Source organism: Bacillus sp. (in: firmicutes) (genome assembly GCF_031983925.1).
In the GTDB taxonomy this organism is placed as follows: Bacteria; Bacillota; Bacilli; order Bacillales; family Bacillaceae_G; genus Bacillus_A; species Bacillus_A pacificus.
Map to the genome: position 1 here is coordinate 900,779 of NZ_DALYZR010000001.1, position 17,073 is coordinate 917,851.

A 17,073-nucleotide genomic window follows, 5' to 3' on the forward strand; every position below is an offset into this window, starting at 1 on the left:
AGGCCGAAATGATAGGGGGATTCAGATGGAGAAAACGAAGTTACCGTGGGATGAATTTTTTTCACTTAATAAAGATGTGAATCATGCTTTCTTTACGCCAGAAGATTTTTCAGGAGATGAAGATTTAATCGCAAAAACGACAGAACAATTCGTTAAACAAGAAATTGTTCCACAAATGGAGAATATTGAACAACATAACTATAAAGTTTCTCGTCAATTGTTTGAGAAAGCTGGAGAACTTGGATTGTTAAGTATCGAAGTCCCAGAAGAATATGGCGGATTCGAATTAGGAAAGGCAGTTTCAGGGCTTGTAGCAGAAAAAATGGGATACGCTGGTGCATTTAGCGTTTCATTTAATATACACGCTGGTGTAGGTACATTGCCTTACATATATTACGGAACGAAAGAACAAAAAGAAAAATATTTGCCGAAAATTGCATCAGGAGAATGGGTTGGGGCTTATGCTTTAACTGAGCCAAATGCCGGTTCTGATGCATTAAGCGCAAAAACGAGCGCAGTATTAAATGAAGATGGAACTGCTTGGAAGTTAAATGGTGAGAAGCAGTGGATTACAAATGCTCATATGGCAGATGTATACGTTGTTTTTGCGAAGACAAATAAAGGAATGACAGCGTTTATTGTCGAAAGAACATGTGAAGGCGTATCCATTGGACTAGAAGAAAAGAAAATGGGGATTAAAGGCTCTTCAACAGCGACTCTTATTTTAGAAGATGTTGTCATACCTGCTGAAAATGTTTTAGGGGAAGTTGGGAAAGGGCATCACGTAGCTCTTAATATTCTTAACTTCGCTAGATTAAAACTTGCCTTTGGAAATATTGGAACAGCAAAGCAAGCAATTGGATTGTCCGTTCAATACGGAAAAGAACGCAAACAGTTCCAAACGGAATTAGTAGACTTTACGATGATTCAAGAGAAAATTGCAAATATGATCATTGCTACATATGGAGCAGAAAGTGCAGCTTATCGTACAGCAGGTGTAATTGATGAAGCAATTCATGAGAGTGATGAGGATCTTATGAAGCAAATGTCTCAATTTGCTATTGAATGTGCACTGAATAAAGTAAATGCTTCTGAAACACTTGGTCATATCGTAGATGAAGCTGTACAAATTCATGGTGGTTACGGTTATATGCAAGAGTATGAAGTAGAACGATTATACCGTGATGCTAGAATTAGTCGTATTTTTGAAGGGACGAACGAAATTAATAGATTAACAGTTGCTAAAATGTTAATGAAACAAATGGAACAAATTGAAGATACTGAAATAGAGATTGATGTAGAAAATGTCGAAAGAAACCATCGTTACATTTTATTAGCGAAAAAATTGTTGAAACAATCTTTGAAAACGCTCTCTAAAACTCCAGGTTTAAAAATTGATCAAGAGCAAGAATATTCACGTGTATTATCAAATATGTTAACGGACGTGTACGTCATGGAATCAGCATTTTTACGTACGAGTAAAGCAATTAGTAAAAATGGTGCAGAAAAAGAGGGTACGAAACAAATGATAACTGACGTTATTTGTGAAGAAGGCTATCGCAAAGTAGAAGAAGCAGCGATTTCTATACTTTCCGCGGCTATTACAGAAGAACAAGATAGACACGTGATTTTAACTGAAATTCGTCAATTACTAGTGCCTTTATACACGAACGTATTTACAAAAAAGAGAGAAATTGCGAAAGCTATTATAAATCGCGGAAAGTATATTGTGTAAATAGGAGGAAAGCGATATGAAAAAGATTGGTTTTATCGGTTTAGGTAACATGGGTCTTCCGATGTCTAAAAATTTAGTTAAATCAAGTTACACAGTATATGGTGTGGATTTAAATAAAAATGCTGAAGCTTCTTTTGAAAAAGAAGGCGGAATTATCGGCTTATCAATTTCAAAACTAGCAGAAACATGCGATGTAATTTTTACAAGTTTACCTTCACCTCGCGCTGTTGAAGCGGTATATTTTGGCGAAGAAGGATTATTTGAAAATAGTCACTCGAATGTAGTTTTAATTGATACAAGTACTGTATCTCCACAGTTAAACAAACAGTTAGAGGAAGCTGCAAAGGAAAAGAAAGTAGACTTTTTAGCAGCACCTGTTAGTGGTGGGGTAATTGGAGCTGAAAACCGTACATTAACATTTATGGTTGGTGGATCAAAAGAGGTATATGAGAAAACGGAATCTATCATGGGTGTACTAGGTGCGAACATTTTCCATGTTAGTGAGCAAATTGATAGTGGGACAACAGTTAAATTAATTAATAACCTATTAATTGGTTTTTATACAGCTGGTGTGAGTGAAGCTTTAACATTAGCGAAAAAGAACAATATGGATTTAGATAAAATGTTTGATATTTTAAATGTAAGTTACGGTCAAAGTAGAATTTATGAACGTAATTATAAAAGTTTTATAGCACCCGAAAACTACGAGCCAGGATTTACTGTGAATTTATTAAAGAAAGATTTAGGGTTTGCAGTTGACTTAGCTAAGGAAAGTGAACTCCATTTACCAGTAAGCGAAATGTTATTAAACGTATATGACGAAGCGAGTCAAGCTGGATATGGAGAAAACGATATGGCTGCCTTATATAAGAAAGTTAGCGAGCAATTAATTTCTAATCAAAAATAAATTATACAAAGGAGAGAATACAATGATTACAACTGAAATTAAACGAGTAAAAAATCATATTAATGGTGAGTGGGTAGAATCTACTGGTACAGAAGTAGAAGCAGTTCCGAATCCAGCGACTGGAAAAATTATCGCTTACGTTCCGCTATCTCCGAAAGAAGATGTTGAAAAAGCTGTTGAAGCGGCAAAAGCAGCATACGAAACGTGGTCTAAAGTACCAGTTCCGAATCGTTCAAGACAATTGTATAAATATTTACAGCTTTTACAAGAAAACAAAGAAGAACTTGCAAAAATCATTACGCTTGAAAATGGTAAAACATTAACGGATGCAACTGGAGAAGTACAACGTGGTATTGAGGCAGTAGAACTTGCAACATCTACGCCAAATTTAATGATGGGACAAGCACTTCCGAATATTGCTAGCGGCATTGATGGATCAATTTGGCGCTACCCAATTGGAGTTGTTGCTGGAATTACGCCGTTTAACTTCCCGATGATGATTCCATTATGGATGTTCCCGCTTGCAATTGCTTGTGGTAATACATTCGTATTAAAAACATCTGAGAGAACACCACTTTTAGCAGAGCGACTTGTAGAGTTATTCTATGAAGCTGGTTTTCCAAAAGGAGTATTAAATTTAGTACAAGGCGGAAAAGATGTTGTAAATAGCATTTTAGAAAATAAAGATATTCAAGCTGTTTCGTTCGTTGGTTCTGAGCCGGTAGCTCGTTACGTATATGAAACAGGTACGAAACACGGGAAACGTGTACAAGCGTTAGCTGGTGCGAAAAACCATGCGATTGTTATGCCAGATTGCAATCTTGAGAAAACAGTACAAGGTGTAATCGGATCTGCATTTGCAAGTAGTGGAGAGCGCTGCATGGCATGTTCAGTAGTAGCAGTAGTTGATGAAATTGCAGATGAGTTCATCGACGTACTAGTAGCAGAGACGAAGAAGTTAAAAGTAGGTGACGGTTTCCACGAAGATAATTATGTTGGACCATTAATTCGTGAGTCTCATAAAGAACGCGTATTAGGCTATATTAACAGCGGTGTAGCAGATGGAGCTACTTTATTAGTAGATGGCCGTAAAATTAAGGAAGAAGTTGGAGACGGTTACTTTGTAGGTGCGACAATCTTTGACGGTGTAAATCAAGAAATGAAAATTTGGCAAGATGAGATTTTTGCTCCAGTATTAAGCATTGTACGAGTTAAAGATTTAGAAGAAGGTATTAAACTAACAAATCAATCTAAATTTGCAAATGGTGCAGTTATTTATACTTCAAACGGTAAACATGCACAAACGTTCCGTGATAACATCGATGCGGGTATGATCGGTGTAAACGTAAACGTTCCAGCACCAATGGCATTCTTCGCATTCGCAGGAAATAAAGCTTCATTCTTTGGTGATTTAGGTACAAATGGTACAGATGGCGTTCAATTCTATACACGTAAAAAAGTTGTAACTGAGCGCTGGTTTTAATATAAAGTAGACAGCCAAATCAGTTGTTAAAAGAAAACCACCACTATGAATAGTGGTGGTTTTCTTCTTGTTAATTGCTTTTTTCAAAAGCTAGTTTAATACCAAAACCAATTAAGACAATTCCCGTTAACCCTTGAATATAACGTTGTGTCTTCGGTTTTTTCATAAAAGCACTAATTTTATCAATTAAAAATATATAAAAAGCGAACCAAATAACTGTTAAAACTAGGTAAGTAAGGCCCATTATAAGAAGTTGGATAAACGTATTATGATTTGGATTTAAAAATTGCGGTAAAAATGTTAAAAAGAAGACTGCGATTTTAGGGTTTAATAAATTTGTAAGAAACCCTTGGCGAAAGCAAGAAGTATGCTCGTTTGCGTTATTCAAAGATATATCGTTCGTATTGACGCCTTCTTTATTTCTTACTGCTAAAAGGGCTTTAATACCAATATAAATTAAATATAGAGCTCCAACGTACTTGAAAATAGAAAATAAAAGAGCTGACTTTACAATAAGTGCGGAAAGTCCGATTACTGCTGCTAAAGTATGAATCAATAGTGCAACACATGTACCGAACACTGTTTTCACCCCGCCTACCTTACCAGCAACTAATGTGTTTTTCGTAGCCATTGCAGTATCAGGACCAGGTAAAATAATAAGACAAATAGACATAATGATGAAAAGAAAATAATTTTCAATCATAGTCGCTCCTCCTTCTTTTATTTTTAGAATATTTAATTAAAAATAGTGTAGCACATAATTCGATTTAATAAAATTAAATTTTATTAAAATTTATTAAATAGGAAAAAGGCTATATAGGCGTGTAATTATACGACTATATAGCCTCAATTTTATCCCGTATGAAAGGGCGATTGCTTCTACTAATAATAAGAGGGAGATAAACCCTACTTATTAAATTTTCACTTTACGCATTAAGTAAGTTAAAGAACCTGTTTACATCTTCTTCTGAAACATCACTTAACTGCTTATATTTATAATTTGGATTTTGGTCTTTATCAACGACAACAGATCGTACTCCTTCAAAGAAATCTTCATGTCTCATGAAGTTTTTAGCAAGTACAAGGTCAGTAGCGAAACATTCTTCAACGGACTTATCTTGTCCATCAATAAACTGTTTTAATGTTACTTTTAGTGAAATAGGAGATTTTGATAATAACGTTTCTTTCGCTTTTAAAGCAAAGGAACTTTGATCTTTCTCTAATGAATGAATAATTTCTTCAATTGTATCGAATGCAAAATGTGAATTAATTTCTTCTAATGAAGGAGCAAGCTCGCTTTCTAATGTTGGAGCAGTTGCAAATGTACGAATGACTTCTTTTAAATGAGTATGTACATCATCTTCTTTATGCCAATTTACACTTTCCAGTTCAGTAAGGAAATTTGGTAATGAATCAGATGCCATAAAATAATCAGCAGCGTTTATAAATAATACGTCAGAAGCTTTTAAAATAGATGCTGTTAAAGCGACATAGCGGCCAGCATACCCTGGAGCTTTATTCAAGAAATAAGCAGCACCGACGTCTGGGAAGAAGCCAATATTCATCTCTGGCATTGCCCATTTCGTACGCTCAGTTACAATTCGGTATTTCGCACCATTTGTAAGACCGACACCACCACCCATTACAATTCCATCTAAACAAGCGATAATCGGTTTTTTATATTGATAAATATATGTATCAATTTCATACTCTTCTTCAAAGAAACGTTCCGCATGCTGCAATGCAGCTTCATTTGAACGTGCTTCATAAAGAGTTTTAATATCGCCACCTGCACAAAAACCTTTTGTGCCAGCTCCTTTTAATACGATAAGCGCAATTCGCTCATCATTTTCCCACTCTTTCAGTTTTTGCCCAATTGGTTGCAACATGTCATAAGATAAAGAATTAAGTGCTTTTGGGCGGTTTAAAGTAATTGATGCAACGCCGTTTTCGCTAACAGAAAATAAAACGTGTTCAGTCATAATTCATCCTCCCTTACATATCTTCTTATTCTTAATTCTTTATACGTACTGAAATGTCCTTTATAAATTTTGTCTAAAGTTGGCGGTATATGTTAATTTGTTCACTGCATATTTTGACGAGTTATATTTGCAGGATTTTGGAGGTTGAAAATGAATATTACAACATTACTGTAATTGTAATTATTTGAAGTTACCATGATAAACACGCTATTATATATGTGTAAATTGTACATAATCACTTCGAAAAGAGTATTTGAAGTGATTATAATGAAAGAAAAATTGCTTTTCATTAGAAATAGAGAAAGGAGAAATCGGAATGCCAGTACCTTTACTATTGTCGGTGATTATTTTGTCTTCTTTAATGATAGGGATAACGCAGTATTTTCATCATACAGATACGACAGAGGAAGTGAAGGATAAAGTACGACTTGTATTTCCGATTTTTATCATATCTATTTCTTTTTGCATTTTATTAAATAAAGATGGGTACATTGTTGCAGTATTTTCATTTTTTGTAGCGATTGTTTTCATTACAGTTTTATATTATGTAATGAAAGACTTTATCCAAAAATAAAGATGTCATATGAGACATTTTTATTTTTGGAAAGAGTAAAATTTCACATACCGTATTATATGTGAAAATAAAAAAACATGTTGCAATAGAAAAGTATGTACTTTACCGTGTATTTACTTGTCAATCTTGCATAGCCAATATACTATTAATAGTGTAGAGATTAGAAAAAGGGGTTGTATCTATCATGAAATTTGAGATGCACACAAAAATTATTTCAAATGAAAAAGAAGTAAGATTACATATAGAAGAAAACATATTTCAATTAAAATTGGATGGCTATCACTTATTTACAGTTCAAGAAATATTACCTTTATATAAATCAAATGAAGAAAGAATCGGTAGTGCAATGATACAAAAGTTAGAATGGGAGAACGGAAAAACTACAATAAACTATCAACTTGTATCACTAAATTCAGTAAATTAAAAGGAGCAGGAAACCATGAAGTTATTTCATACAGCCGATTGGCATTTAGGAAAGCTTGTTCATGGCGTGTATATGACTGAAGATCAAAAGATTGTACTAGATCAGTTTGTACAAGCTGTTGAAGAAGAAAAACCAGATGCCGTAATTATTGCAGGGGATTTATATGACCGAGCAATTCCACCTACAGAAGCAGTAGACTTATTAAATGATGTGCTGCAAAAAATAGTGATTGATTTACAAACACCAGTTATTGCAGTTGCTGGGAACCATGATAGTCCAGATCGTATTCATTTTGGAAGTAGTTTAATGAAGAAACAAGGATTATTTATTGTGGGGCAATTTCAATTTCCATATGAGCCGATTATATTAAATGATGAATATGGGGAGGTTCACTTCCATCTCATTCCTTATGCGGATCCAAGTATAGTTAGACATGTATTGAAAAACGAAGACGTACGTTCTCATGATGATGCGATGCGTATTTTTATGAATGAGCTATCTGAAACGATGGATAAAGAAGCTAGACATGTGTTTGTTGGTCATGCATTTGTAACTTCTGCTGGAGAAGCGGAAGAGAATACAAGTGATGCTGAACGACCGCTTTCAATTGGTGGTGCTGAATACGTGAATAGTCATTATTTTGATAAGTTTCATTACACAGCGCTTGGACATTTACATCAAGCGCATTTCGTACGTAATGAGACAATTCGATATTCCGGTTCGCCACTTGCCTATTCTATTTCTGAAGAAAAACATAAAAAAGGATATTATATTGTGGAACTGAACGAGCAAGGTGAAGCAACAATTGAAAAAAGGTTACTTAATCCACGCCGTAAAATGCGAACAGTAGAAGCGAAAATAGATGAATTGTTACAACATCCAGTAAGTGAAGATTACGTGTTTGTAAAATTATTAGATGAAAATCCTGTCTTGCAGCCAATGGAAAAAATACGCTCTGTTTATCCAAATGCAATGCATGTTGAAAGAGCCATTCAAAGACGAGAGTTCACTGAGTCAAATGAAGTAACTGTTTCAAGACATAAAATGGATGATTTATCATTATTAAAGGCTTTTTATAAAGAAATGAAAGGCTTAGATTTATCAGAAGAGAAAGAACGTCTATTTGTAGAAGTATTACAAACAGTGCAAGAACGGGAAGGTGAACGAGGATGAGACCGATTCAGCTTATTATGACGGCATTTGGCCCATATAAACAGAAAGAAGTAATTGATTTTGACGATTTGGGAGAGCATCGTATTTTCGCCATTTCTGGAAACACGGGCGCTGGAAAGACAACGATTTTTGATGCGATTTGTTATGTTTTATATGGCGAGGCAAGCGGAGAAGAACGAAGTGATACGAGCATGCTCCGCAGTCAATTTGCTGATGATAATGTGTATACAAGCGTAGAATTAACCTTTCAGTTAAAAGGGAAACGTTATGAAATAAAACGACAACTGGGACATAAAAAACAAGGGAACAAGACGATTACGGGACATGCAGTAGAATTATATGAAGTAATTGATGAAGAGAAGATTCCGGCTGTTGATCGTTTCCATGTGACGGATGTAAATAAAAAAGTAGAAGATTTAATTGGTTTAAGTAAACATCAATTCAGCCAAATTGTTATGTTACCGCAAGGGGAATTCCGAAAACTATTAACATCTGAGACAGAAAACAAAGAAGAAATTTTGCGTCGTATTTTTAAAACAGATCGTTATAAGTTAATGCGTGAGTTACTTGACCAAAAGCGAAAACAATGGAAAGACGTCTTACAAGAAAAACAGAAAGAGCGAGAGCTATATTTCCGTAATGTTTTTAAATTACCAATTCGAGATGGAGCATTATTAGAAACTTTAGCGGAACAAGAGCATGTAAATACACATCAAGTAGTAGAAGCATTAGAACAAGAAACAGCTGTGTATAAGGCAGAGGTTGAGCAATTACAAGTAGAACAAGATGTTCAAACGAAGCAATTAAAGGATGCTGAAACACGTTTTCATGCAGCGAAGTCTGTAAATGAGAAATTTATAGATTTACAACAAAAGAATGAGAAATATAATACTTTACAAGAAAACCGTTCAGTAATTGAAATGAAAGAAATATCTTTTAAGCGTGCGGAACAAGCGAAGCGCTTATTACCATTTGAACAATGGCACGAAGAAGCGATGGAAAATGAGCAGAAATCTGAAAGTTTGTTAAAACAAATTATCGCTAAAAAAGAAAATATAATGAATAATTTTGAACTTGCTCAGGAGAAATATGAAGCAGTAAAGAATAAAGAACCTGAGAGAGAAAATGCAAAAAAACTTGTTCAAAGATTAGAAGAGTTACAACCGATTATTGCATCATTAGCTGAGAAACAGTTGAATTTACAAAATGCAGAAATTCAACTAGGAAAATTAAAAGAAAGTATGCAAAACTTAGATCGACAATTAGAAGAGCATACAAATCAAAAACAGCTAATGTCTGGTGAATTACAGCAATTAGAGCGAGCGCTTGAACGATATGTAGATAAAGTAGAAGAACTAACGAATATGCGAGAAGATGCAAAAGTTTTAAAGCAAGCATATGATGTATGGCAAGAAAAACAAAAATTCGAGCAAGAAAAAGAAACTGCATTTACTAAGATGCAAGAGACAGTTCGTGCATATGAGAATATGGAACGTCGCTGGTTAAGTGAACAAGCTGGTATATTGGCTCTTCATCTACATGATGGTGAATCTTGTCCAGTATGTGGCAGCACGAACCATCCGAAAAAAGCTTCAGAGCAAAGTGATGCCATTAATGAAAAAGAGTTAAATGATTTAAGAGACAAGAAGAATATTGCCGAAAAATTACATGTGCAAGTAGAGGAGAAATGGAATTTCTATCATCTTCAATATGAACAGATAATAGAAGAAGTTAAGAAGCGAGGCTACCAATCGGAAGAATTAGTTGAAACATATAGTGCGCTTGTTCAAAAAGGAAAACAATTAGCAACTGAAGTGAATACGTTAAAAGCAAGTGAAGAAACGCGTAAGCAAACAGCTGTGAAAATAAAAAGTATAGAAGAAAAAGTAGATGCACTTCAGAAACAAAAACATGAGGTAGAAACAGAACAGCACCGTATAGAAATGGATTGTATGCAGCTTCGTACGTCATATGAACATGATAAGAAAAACATTCCTGAAAACTTACAAACAGTCCAAGCTTGGAAAGTTCAGTTTGACCAAGCTATGCATGAGCTCAAATTAATGGAGGACGAATGGAAGAAAGTGCAGGAGGCGTATCAACATTGGCAAAATGAAAATATACGTATTCAAGCAGAACAGGAAGGTGCTTCTAATCAATTTGAAAGTGCAAAATTGAAGAAAGAGGAGACTTTCACGCGCTTTATGAAAGAGCTTGAACAGAGTGGATTTACAAATCAAATTACGTATAAAGAAGCGAAATTAAGTGATGCCGAGATGGATATGTTACAAAAAGAAATTCAAAGCTATTATTCATCTCTTGAAGTACTTGCAAAACAAATTGAAGAGTTACATGCTGAATTAAAAGATAAAGAGTATATGGATATTACGGCGTTAGGTGAACACATTAAAGAATTAGAAATTAACCTTGATATCATTAAAGAAAAACGTCAACGTGCGCAAAATGCGGTAACATATATTTCTGATTTACATGAAAATATTAGACGTATCGATGAGCAAATTCATGAGGAAGAAAAAGCTTTCCAAGAACTTGTTGACTTATATGAAGTAATGAAAGGTGATAACGAAAGCCGTATATCATTTGAACGTTACATCTTAATTGAGTATTTAGAACAAATTGTTCAAATTGCAAACGAACGATTACGTAAATTATCAAATGGACAATTTTATTTAAAACGAAGTGAACGAGTTGAAAAGAGAAATCGTCAAAGTGGATTAGGGTTAGATGTATACGACGCATATACTGGCCAAACACGCGATGTAAAAACATTATCTGGCGGCGAGAAGTTCAATGCCTCACTTTGCTTAGCGCTCGGCATGGCAGACGTGATTCAAGCGTATGAAGGCGGTATTTCAATCGAAACGATGTTTATCGACGAAGGATTCGGTTCATTAGATGAAGAATCATTAACGAAAGCAGTAGACGCCTTAATTGACTTACAAAAATCAGGCCGATTCATTGGTGTAATCTCACACGTTCAAGAGCTGAAAAACGCAATGCCAGCTGTATTAGAAGTAACGAAGCAGAAGGATGGATGTAGTCAGACAAGGTTTGTGGTGAAGTAAGTTCAATTGTAATTCATATTATTTGTGATTCTTTAGTATAGAACTTTTGATAAAATAAATGCCTCCTCTGTATTGAGGAGGCATTTATTTGTTATTCAAAATTAGATAATTCATCTATGAGTTATCTGTAGACGGCGGCGTATTTTCCAAACGGTTATAAGTTTTAAAAGCCGAAATTGCCGATATAACACCACCTACTAAAAATAAAGCCGATCCACCGACCAAGATGATACGACTGACATATGTTTCGCGCGCTTCTTCAACTTCTTCTTGTAGCATTGTTGGCATTTGAAATCCCCCTTAACAACATTTATTTTGTAGATAGTATATACAAATGCCTAAAATATGTTAAAATCACTGGATAGTGTTAGGAGGAAGTGAATAGTTACATGTGAATTGTTTGAAAAATCTTCATTACAAATTTATGCGAACTTCACATAGAGCACATATTAACATTGTATTATGTATATGTACCAAATAAATAAAATGAATTGTATTTCGTTCTGTTTTTAAAAATTTAAAATTCTATTATTTTTATATAAAGGTTTCACATCGGAGTTTTAAATATTTTGGAAATAGATCTAAATAAAAGGAATTCATATAAAAGGGGAATGTCTTATGACAACATATACGAGTGAAATGAGAAAAAGTTTAGTTTCAGAAGAAGATGTAGATATTTTAAAAATTATGGCGCACCCAATCCGATTACAAATTGTAAATGAATTAAGCACGAGAAAAACTTGTAACGTAACACAACTAACAGAATTACTAAATATTCCACAATCGACTGTTTCGCAACATTTATCAAAAATGAAAGGTAAAGTGTTACGAGCTGAGAGAAGAGGTTTAGAAATTTATTATCATATTAATAATTTAAAAGCGAGTAAGATTGTAAGTGTTTTAGGATATATAAACTAATGAAGTATTTTCATATAAAATAGCCGCTGCTGATGAGCAGGGGCTATTTTGTGTTGTTTTATCCCGCGTTAACGGACAGTAAAACTCTCATCTCAAAATTCAGTTGGAGCAAAGAAGTTAGATGGGAGTCGGGCTGTTCGTAAACGTCCGATTGGTTCAACTAATAATCAGTGGGGGATGAACAAAACTCCCACTGATTAAAGTTTCACTTTATGTATTCGCATTTAAAATTTTATAGTTTTTATGATTTACAATTGTTCGATCAAATTCAAAAGTACCACCGCTTACATTTGTAATTTCAACTAAGACCGATTCAGTATAAAGTTTTAGTACAGATCCTGTAATCTTTAAATTGTTTCGTTGAAAAAGTATAGTATCCCCTACGTTTGCTTTCATAGTACCTCCTCATTAAAGACAGAAATATTTTTTATTATATATATTAAACCACGTATAAGTATATTAGTGAATATTTAGTTTTATTTATCAAAAAAATATTTGTTGTCTATGTGTGCAGAATGAAAAGAAGTTTTAACAAAACGTATTAAAAATGCTTTCATTATAATGGAATTTGTAGAGCCGATTGTTACATTTGAAGAAACAATGATAAACGTATAAAGAAAGTCAGGATTATGAATTGACCTAATAAAACCGTCTCTTTAATGAACATTAAAGAGACGGTTTTATTGTTTCATTTTTTAGAAAGGGTTCAAAAACAAATGTGAATCAAACTTATACAAACCAATTTAAATAACTGTTACGTATTTAATAAGTAGTTTTTTGTATTTCATCCTTCGTTTTCTGTAACTGATTCCATGTTTTTGACGCTCTGTCTTGTAAGTGCTTACATGACTGAAAACATCTTATACAATGAAGGTGTTAAATCAAAAGAGGTGACCAAAATGAATATAAAAAAACAAGACTTAGCGAAAAGCATTGAAATAGAAAGAGGAGGCGGAAAGGTATGAAAAAATCAGCTGTTAATCCATGGCTTGTTGTCCTTGGTACAGTCATAGTTCAAATGGGACTTGGAACGATATATACATGGAGTTTATTCAATCAGCCTTTAGTTAGTAAATACGGTTGGAGTCTTAACGCGGTTGCGATAACTTTCTCAATTACTAGTCTTTCCTTAGCATTTTCAACTTTATTTGCAAGTAAATTACAAGAAAAATGGGGACTTCGTAAACTTATTATGATAGCTGGACTAGCATTAGGACTAGGATTAGTACTTAGTTCACAAGCTTCTTCGTTAATATTGCTTTATGTACTAGCAGGAGTTGTTGTAGGTTACGCAGATGGTACAGCTTATATTACTTCACTATCTAATTTAATTAAGTGGTTCCCTGAACGTAAAGGTTTAATCTCTGGTATATCTGTAGCTGCATATGGTACAGGTAGCTTAATTTTCAAATATATAAATGCAAAGTTAATCGATTCAGTTGGTGTATCGCAAGCGTTTATATATTGGGGTTTAATTGTTACAGCTATGATTGTCCTTGGAGCTTGTTTAATCCATCAAGCTGCTGATCAAGGTGCAGTTCAGGAAACAAACACTCATGAATATACAATGAAAGAAATGTTAGGCACAAAACAAGTATACTTATTATTCATCATGTTATTTACATCATGTATGAGTGGCTTATACTTAATTGGTATGGTAAAAGACATTGGTGTTCAACTTGTAGGGCTTAGCGCAGCGACAGCAGCTAATGCGGTGGCTATGGTTGCAATATTTAACACATTAGGTCGTATTATTCTAGGACCGTTATCAGATAAAATCGGCCGCTTAAAAATCGTTACGGGTACTTTTGTGGTTATGGCGAGTTCGGTATTAGTTCTAAGTTTCGTAGATTTGAATTACGGTATCTACTTCGTATGTGTAGCAAGTGTAGCGTTTTGCTTTGGTGGAAATATTACTATTTTCCCAGCTATTGTTGGTGATTTCTTCGGTATGAAAAACCATAGTAAGAATTACGGAATTGTGTATCAAGGATTTGGATTTGGAGCGCTTGCAGGTTCCTTTATCGGTGCACTTCTAGGTGGATTCAAACCAACCTTTATGGTGATCGGTGTATTATGTGTCGTGTCATTCATTATCGCAATTTTAATTCAAGCACCTAAACAGAAAAAAGAACAAGAAGAAGAGTATCGCAGTGTAGCATAAGTATATAAATCTTCTATAACACTATAGTTACGAAAAAGCATCCTGTTAAATAGGGTGCTTTTTTTGAGTTATTTTAACAAGGTTAAATTATTTTTTATTTTTTTTGATATAAAAGTGAGTGAAATGTCCATTTGGATTATATTGGAATATAATAAATCGATACATCATATTCGAAATATGTATTAAATCTTAAATAATAAAGAAAATATGCATTGATGTTTGCAAGATATATTTTCAGAAAAATATTGAGAAAATAAATGCTCGATTTTTTGTTAAGGCTTTGTAACTGAAGGGATCTCCAGTTTATCATCTTTAATTTTTACAAAGAGGAGTAAGAATTAAAGTATTAATGTAAGTATTTATTAATACTTTTAGATGTAATTGTATTGAAAAGCACTAAAGTTTTTGTCTGAAAAATAAAAATAGGTTGACAAGTTTATTGAGAAAGATTATCATTTCGGTGTAAGAACGTTAAATGAAAAACATTATCAATGAATAATATTTTAATGAAAAGTACACTTGACCAATTAGTTTAGTAAGTGTATTATTTTTTACATCGATAATGATAATCATTATCATTATTTGTTTAATTAGATTGATTTTTAAATGAAAGGATAGAGGAAATGAACTTAGGGGAATTTGATGGGAAAACTGTTTTAGTAACAGGTGCAGCTCAAGGTATAGGTAGTGTTGTTGCCAAAATGTTTTTAGAAAGAGGAGCTACAGTTATTGCGGTTGATCAAAATGAAGAGGGATTAAACGAACTCTTAAATGAAATACATTTGAAAACGTTTTGCTTAGATGTGAGTGATAGTACCGCAGTTGAACAGATGGTAAATGATATTGAAAATGAAATAGCGCCAATAGATATATTAGTAAATGTTGCAGGGGTTTTACGTATGGGAGCGATTCACTCGTTAAGTGATGAAGATTGGAATAAAACGTTTTCTGTAAATTCTACAGGAGTTTTCTATATGTCCCGAGCAGTAAGTAAACATATGATGCAAAGAAAGTCAGGGGCAATTGTTACAGTTGGTTCAAATGCAGCAAATACGCCGAGAATGGAGATGGCTGCATATGCTGCATCAAAAGCTGCTACGACGATGTTTATGAAATGTTTAGGATTAGAACTTGCAGCGTACAACATTCGCTGTAACGTAGTTTCTCCAGGTTCTACTGAAACTGAAATGCAAAGGCTACTATGGGCTGATGAGAATGGAGAAAAAAATATAATTGCTGGTTCTCAAAGTACATATAGACTCGGTATACCGTTACAAAAAATTGCACAGCCTTCAGAAATTGCTGAAGCAGTATTGTTTTTAGCTTCAGATAAAGCTAGTCATATTACAATGCATAATTTATGTGTTGATGGCGGAGCTACATTAGGCGTTTAATAAAAAATTCAGGGGGTTACTATACAATGAAGGAATTTACGGCTGTAAAGGAACTGTCAGAAAAATTACTAGAAGATTATAAGACTGAATCTTCATTCTTTTTCACTTCACCAACTCGAACGATATTAGCAGAAGGAGAGTTTACTACAGTAAAGCATCATGAAATTGAAAGTTTCCCAGAGCTTGTACAAGCAGTATTATGTAATGCAAAACAAGCCGGAAATCCGAATCCTATCGTTGTCGGTGCTTTGCCATTTGATCGTAGAAAAGAAGTCCAACTTATCGTACCAGAATATAGTAGGACTTCTGAGCGATTACAATTGGATACAACAAATCAGCTTGAAATAAATGAGAACTTAACATTCGAAATGACGCCTGTACCAGCGCCTGAAGTGTATATGAATGGTGTGAAGCAAGGAATTGCAAAAATAAAGGGCGGGGATTTAAAAAAAATCGTTCTATCCAGATCGTTAGATGTTAATTCTTCCGAAAAGATTGATAAGCAAAAACTTCTTCGAGAATTAGCAGCGCATAATAAGCACGGATATACATTTGCTGTGAATTTATCGAAAGATGAAAATGAGAATAGTAAGACGTTAATTGGAGCGAGCCCTGAATTACTCGTCTCACGTAATGGTATGCAAGTTATTTCTAATCCGTTAGCTGGTTCAAGGCCACGTAGTGAGGATTCAGTTGAAGATAAGAGAAGAGCAGAGGAATTACTTTCTTCTCCAAAAGATTTACATGAACATGCGGTAGTAGTAGAAGCAGTTGCTGCAGCGCTTCGTCCGTACTGTCATACATTACATGTTCCGGAAAAGCCATCCGTTATTCATAGTGAAGCGATGTGGCATTTATCTACTGAAGTGAAAGGTGAATTAAAGGATCCGAATACTACTTCTTTGGAATTAGCAATTGCTCTTCATCCGACGCCAGCAGTTTGCGGCACACCGATGGAAGAATCGAGAGAGGCGATTCAAAAAATTGAGCCATTTGACCGTGAATTCTTTACAGGAATGCTAGGGTGGAGTGATTTAAATGGAGACGGTGAATGGATTGTTACAATTCGTTGTGCTGAAGTACAAGAAAATACACTCCGTTTATATGCAGGAGCGGGCGTTGTTGCTGAGTCAAAACCAGAAGATGAATTAGCAGAAACATCAGCTAAGTTTCAAACAATGTTGAAAGCTTTAGGATTAAATGATAGTTCACTTAATGAAAAGTAGGGGGCAG

At 34.3% G+C, this 17,073-nt stretch carries 15 protein-coding genes; 11 read left to right on the forward strand and 4 right to left on the reverse strand.

The window, feature by feature from the left end:
- Window positions 1-25: 25 nt before the first annotated feature.
- From RTP99_RS04755 to RTP99_RS04765, 3 genes are read left to right on the forward strand one after another with little or no spacing between them, the layout of a single operon-like run.
- Window positions 26-1,735, forward strand: coding sequence for an acyl-CoA dehydrogenase family protein (locus tag RTP99_RS04755; protein ID WP_000416029.1), 1,710 nt, complete (start codon window positions 26-28; stop codon window positions 1,733-1,735).
- A gap of 16 nt (window positions 1,736-1,751) precedes the next feature.
- Entirely contained in the window at window positions 1,752-2,642 is an 891-nt protein-coding gene (locus tag RTP99_RS04760) for an NAD(P)-dependent oxidoreductase (protein ID WP_000719434.1), read from the forward strand.
- Window positions 2,643-2,664: 22 nt separating this feature from the next.
- Window positions 2,665-4,125: a CoA-acylating methylmalonate-semialdehyde dehydrogenase gene (locus RTP99_RS04765; RefSeq protein WP_000633356.1), complete on the forward strand. Its 1,461-nt coding sequence runs from the start codon at window positions 2,665-2,667 to the stop codon at window positions 4,123-4,125.
- A gap of 70 nt (window positions 4,126-4,195) precedes the next feature.
- Here the strand turns inward: RTP99_RS04765 and RTP99_RS04770 are convergent, their stop codons facing one another.
- Together RTP99_RS04770 and RTP99_RS04775 are read right to left on the reverse strand one after the other, a co-directional pair.
- On the reverse strand, window positions 4,196-4,828 hold the full coding sequence (locus RTP99_RS04770; RefSeq protein ID WP_000572338.1) for a LysE family translocator: 633 nt from the start codon (window positions 4,826-4,828) through the stop codon (window positions 4,196-4,198).
- Window positions 4,829-5,051: 223 nt separating this feature from the next.
- Window positions 5,052-6,107: an enoyl-CoA hydratase/isomerase family protein gene (locus tag RTP99_RS04775; RefSeq protein WP_000134913.1), complete on the reverse strand. Its 1,056-nt coding sequence runs from the start codon at window positions 6,105-6,107 to the stop codon at window positions 5,052-5,054.
- 316 nt (window positions 6,108-6,423) lie between these two features.
- Between RTP99_RS04775 and RTP99_RS04780 the strand changes: the two genes are divergently transcribed.
- The 4 genes from RTP99_RS04780 to RTP99_RS04795 all read left to right on the forward strand — a co-directional run bounded on the left by RTP99_RS04780 (window position 6,424) and on the right by RTP99_RS04795 (window position 11,364).
- Window positions 6,424-6,681, forward strand: a complete 258-nt coding sequence (locus RTP99_RS04780) for a hypothetical protein (RefSeq protein ID WP_001145040.1) — start codon at window positions 6,424-6,426, stop codon at window positions 6,679-6,681.
- Window positions 6,682-6,865: 184 nt separating this feature from the next.
- Complete coding sequence (locus RTP99_RS04785) at window positions 6,866-7,105, forward strand: DUF2584 domain-containing protein (RefSeq protein WP_000667348.1); 240 nt, start codon at window positions 6,866-6,868, stop codon at window positions 7,103-7,105.
- A gap of 15 nt (window positions 7,106-7,120) precedes the next feature.
- The gene (locus RTP99_RS04790; protein WP_000765139.1) at window positions 7,121-8,278 is read left to right on the forward strand and encodes an exonuclease SbcCD subunit D; all 1,158 of its coding nucleotides are present in this window, start codon (window positions 7,121-7,123) and stop codon (window positions 8,276-8,278) included.
- Window positions 8,275-11,364, forward strand: coding sequence for an AAA family ATPase (locus RTP99_RS04795; protein WP_001247427.1), 3,090 nt, complete (start codon window positions 8,275-8,277; stop codon window positions 11,362-11,364). The genes RTP99_RS04790 and RTP99_RS04795 overlap by 4 nt, the downstream gene beginning before the upstream one ends.
- Before the next feature lie 114 nt (window positions 11,365-11,478).
- Here the strand turns inward: RTP99_RS04795 and RTP99_RS04800 are convergent, their stop codons facing one another.
- The gene (locus RTP99_RS04800; RefSeq protein ID WP_001142748.1) at window positions 11,479-11,652 is read right to left on the reverse strand and encodes a hypothetical protein; all 174 of its coding nucleotides are present in this window, start codon (window positions 11,650-11,652) and stop codon (window positions 11,479-11,481) included.
- A gap of 330 nt (window positions 11,653-11,982) precedes the next feature.
- On the opposite strand from RTP99_RS04800, the gene RTP99_RS04805 reads away from it, so the two are divergent.
- Window positions 11,983-12,282, forward strand: coding sequence for an ArsR/SmtB family transcription factor (locus RTP99_RS04805; RefSeq protein WP_000214798.1), 300 nt, complete (start codon window positions 11,983-11,985; stop codon window positions 12,280-12,282).
- Between the two features lie 210 nt (window positions 12,283-12,492).
- Here the strand turns inward: RTP99_RS04805 and RTP99_RS04810 are convergent, their stop codons facing one another.
- Window positions 12,493-12,678 carry a YkvS family protein gene (locus RTP99_RS04810; protein WP_000646789.1) on the reverse strand — a complete coding sequence of 62 codons (186 nt, stop codon included), beginning with the start codon at window positions 12,676-12,678 and terminating at the stop codon, window positions 12,493-12,495.
- A 565-nt stretch (window positions 12,679-13,243) separates the two neighbouring features.
- Here RTP99_RS04810 and RTP99_RS04815 point away from each other — a divergent pair.
- From RTP99_RS04815 to dhbC, 3 genes are all read left to right on the forward strand, one after another.
- Window positions 13,244-14,446 (forward strand): L-lactate MFS transporter, encoded by a 1,203-nt coding sequence (locus RTP99_RS04815; RefSeq protein ID WP_000747888.1) that lies wholly within the window; start codon window positions 13,244-13,246, stop codon window positions 14,444-14,446.
- A gap of 623 nt (window positions 14,447-15,069) precedes the next feature.
- A complete protein-coding gene (dhbA, locus tag RTP99_RS04820; protein WP_001048422.1) occupies window positions 15,070-15,840 on the forward strand; it encodes a 2,3-dihydro-2,3-dihydroxybenzoate dehydrogenase in 771 nt (256 codons plus the stop codon).
- Between the two features lie 26 nt (window positions 15,841-15,866).
- A complete protein-coding gene (gene dhbC / locus RTP99_RS04825) occupies window positions 15,867-17,066 on the forward strand; it encodes an isochorismate synthase DhbC (protein ID WP_000657806.1) in 1,200 nt (399 codons plus the stop codon).
- Window positions 17,067-17,073: the final 7 nt, after the last annotated feature.

Excerpts from the sequence above, each read along its gene's own strand:
- RTP99_RS04755 (WP_000416029.1), top strand. The coding sequence starts at position 26 with ATGGAGAAAACGAAGTTACCGTGGGATGAATTTTTTTCACTTAATAAA.
- RTP99_RS04760 (WP_000719434.1), top strand. The coding sequence starts at position 1,752 with ATGAAAAAGATTGGTTTTATCGGTTTAGGTAACATGGGTCTTCCGATG.
- RTP99_RS04765 (WP_000633356.1), top strand. The coding sequence starts at position 2,665 with ATGATTACAACTGAAATTAAACGAGTAAAAAATCATATTAATGGTGAG.
- RTP99_RS04770 (WP_000572338.1), bottom strand. The coding sequence starts at position 4,828 with ATGATTGAAAATTATTTTCTTTTCATCATTATGTCTATTTGTCTTATT.
- RTP99_RS04775 (WP_000134913.1), bottom strand. The coding sequence starts at position 6,107 with ATGACTGAACACGTTTTATTTTCTGTTAGCGAAAACGGCGTTGCATCA.
- RTP99_RS04780 (WP_001145040.1), top strand. The coding sequence starts at position 6,424 with ATGCCAGTACCTTTACTATTGTCGGTGATTATTTTGTCTTCTTTAATG.
- RTP99_RS04785 (WP_000667348.1), top strand. The coding sequence starts at position 6,866 with ATGAAATTTGAGATGCACACAAAAATTATTTCAAATGAAAAAGAAGTA.
- RTP99_RS04790 (WP_000765139.1), top strand. The coding sequence starts at position 7,121 with ATGAAGTTATTTCATACAGCCGATTGGCATTTAGGAAAGCTTGTTCAT.
- RTP99_RS04795 (WP_001247427.1), top strand. The coding sequence starts at position 8,275 with ATGAGACCGATTCAGCTTATTATGACGGCATTTGGCCCATATAAACAG.
- RTP99_RS04800 (WP_001142748.1), bottom strand. The coding sequence starts at position 11,652 with ATGCCAACAATGCTACAAGAAGAAGTTGAAGAAGCGCGCGAAACATAT.
- RTP99_RS04805 (WP_000214798.1), top strand. The coding sequence starts at position 11,983 with ATGACAACATATACGAGTGAAATGAGAAAAAGTTTAGTTTCAGAAGAA.
- RTP99_RS04810 (WP_000646789.1), bottom strand. The coding sequence starts at position 12,678 with ATGAAAGCAAACGTAGGGGATACTATACTTTTTCAACGAAACAATTTA.
- RTP99_RS04815 (WP_000747888.1), top strand. The coding sequence starts at position 13,244 with ATGAAAAAATCAGCTGTTAATCCATGGCTTGTTGTCCTTGGTACAGTC.
- dhbA (WP_001048422.1), top strand. The coding sequence starts at position 15,070 with ATGAACTTAGGGGAATTTGATGGGAAAACTGTTTTAGTAACAGGTGCA.
- dhbC (WP_000657806.1), top strand. The coding sequence starts at position 15,867 with ATGAAGGAATTTACGGCTGTAAAGGAACTGTCAGAAAAATTACTAGAA.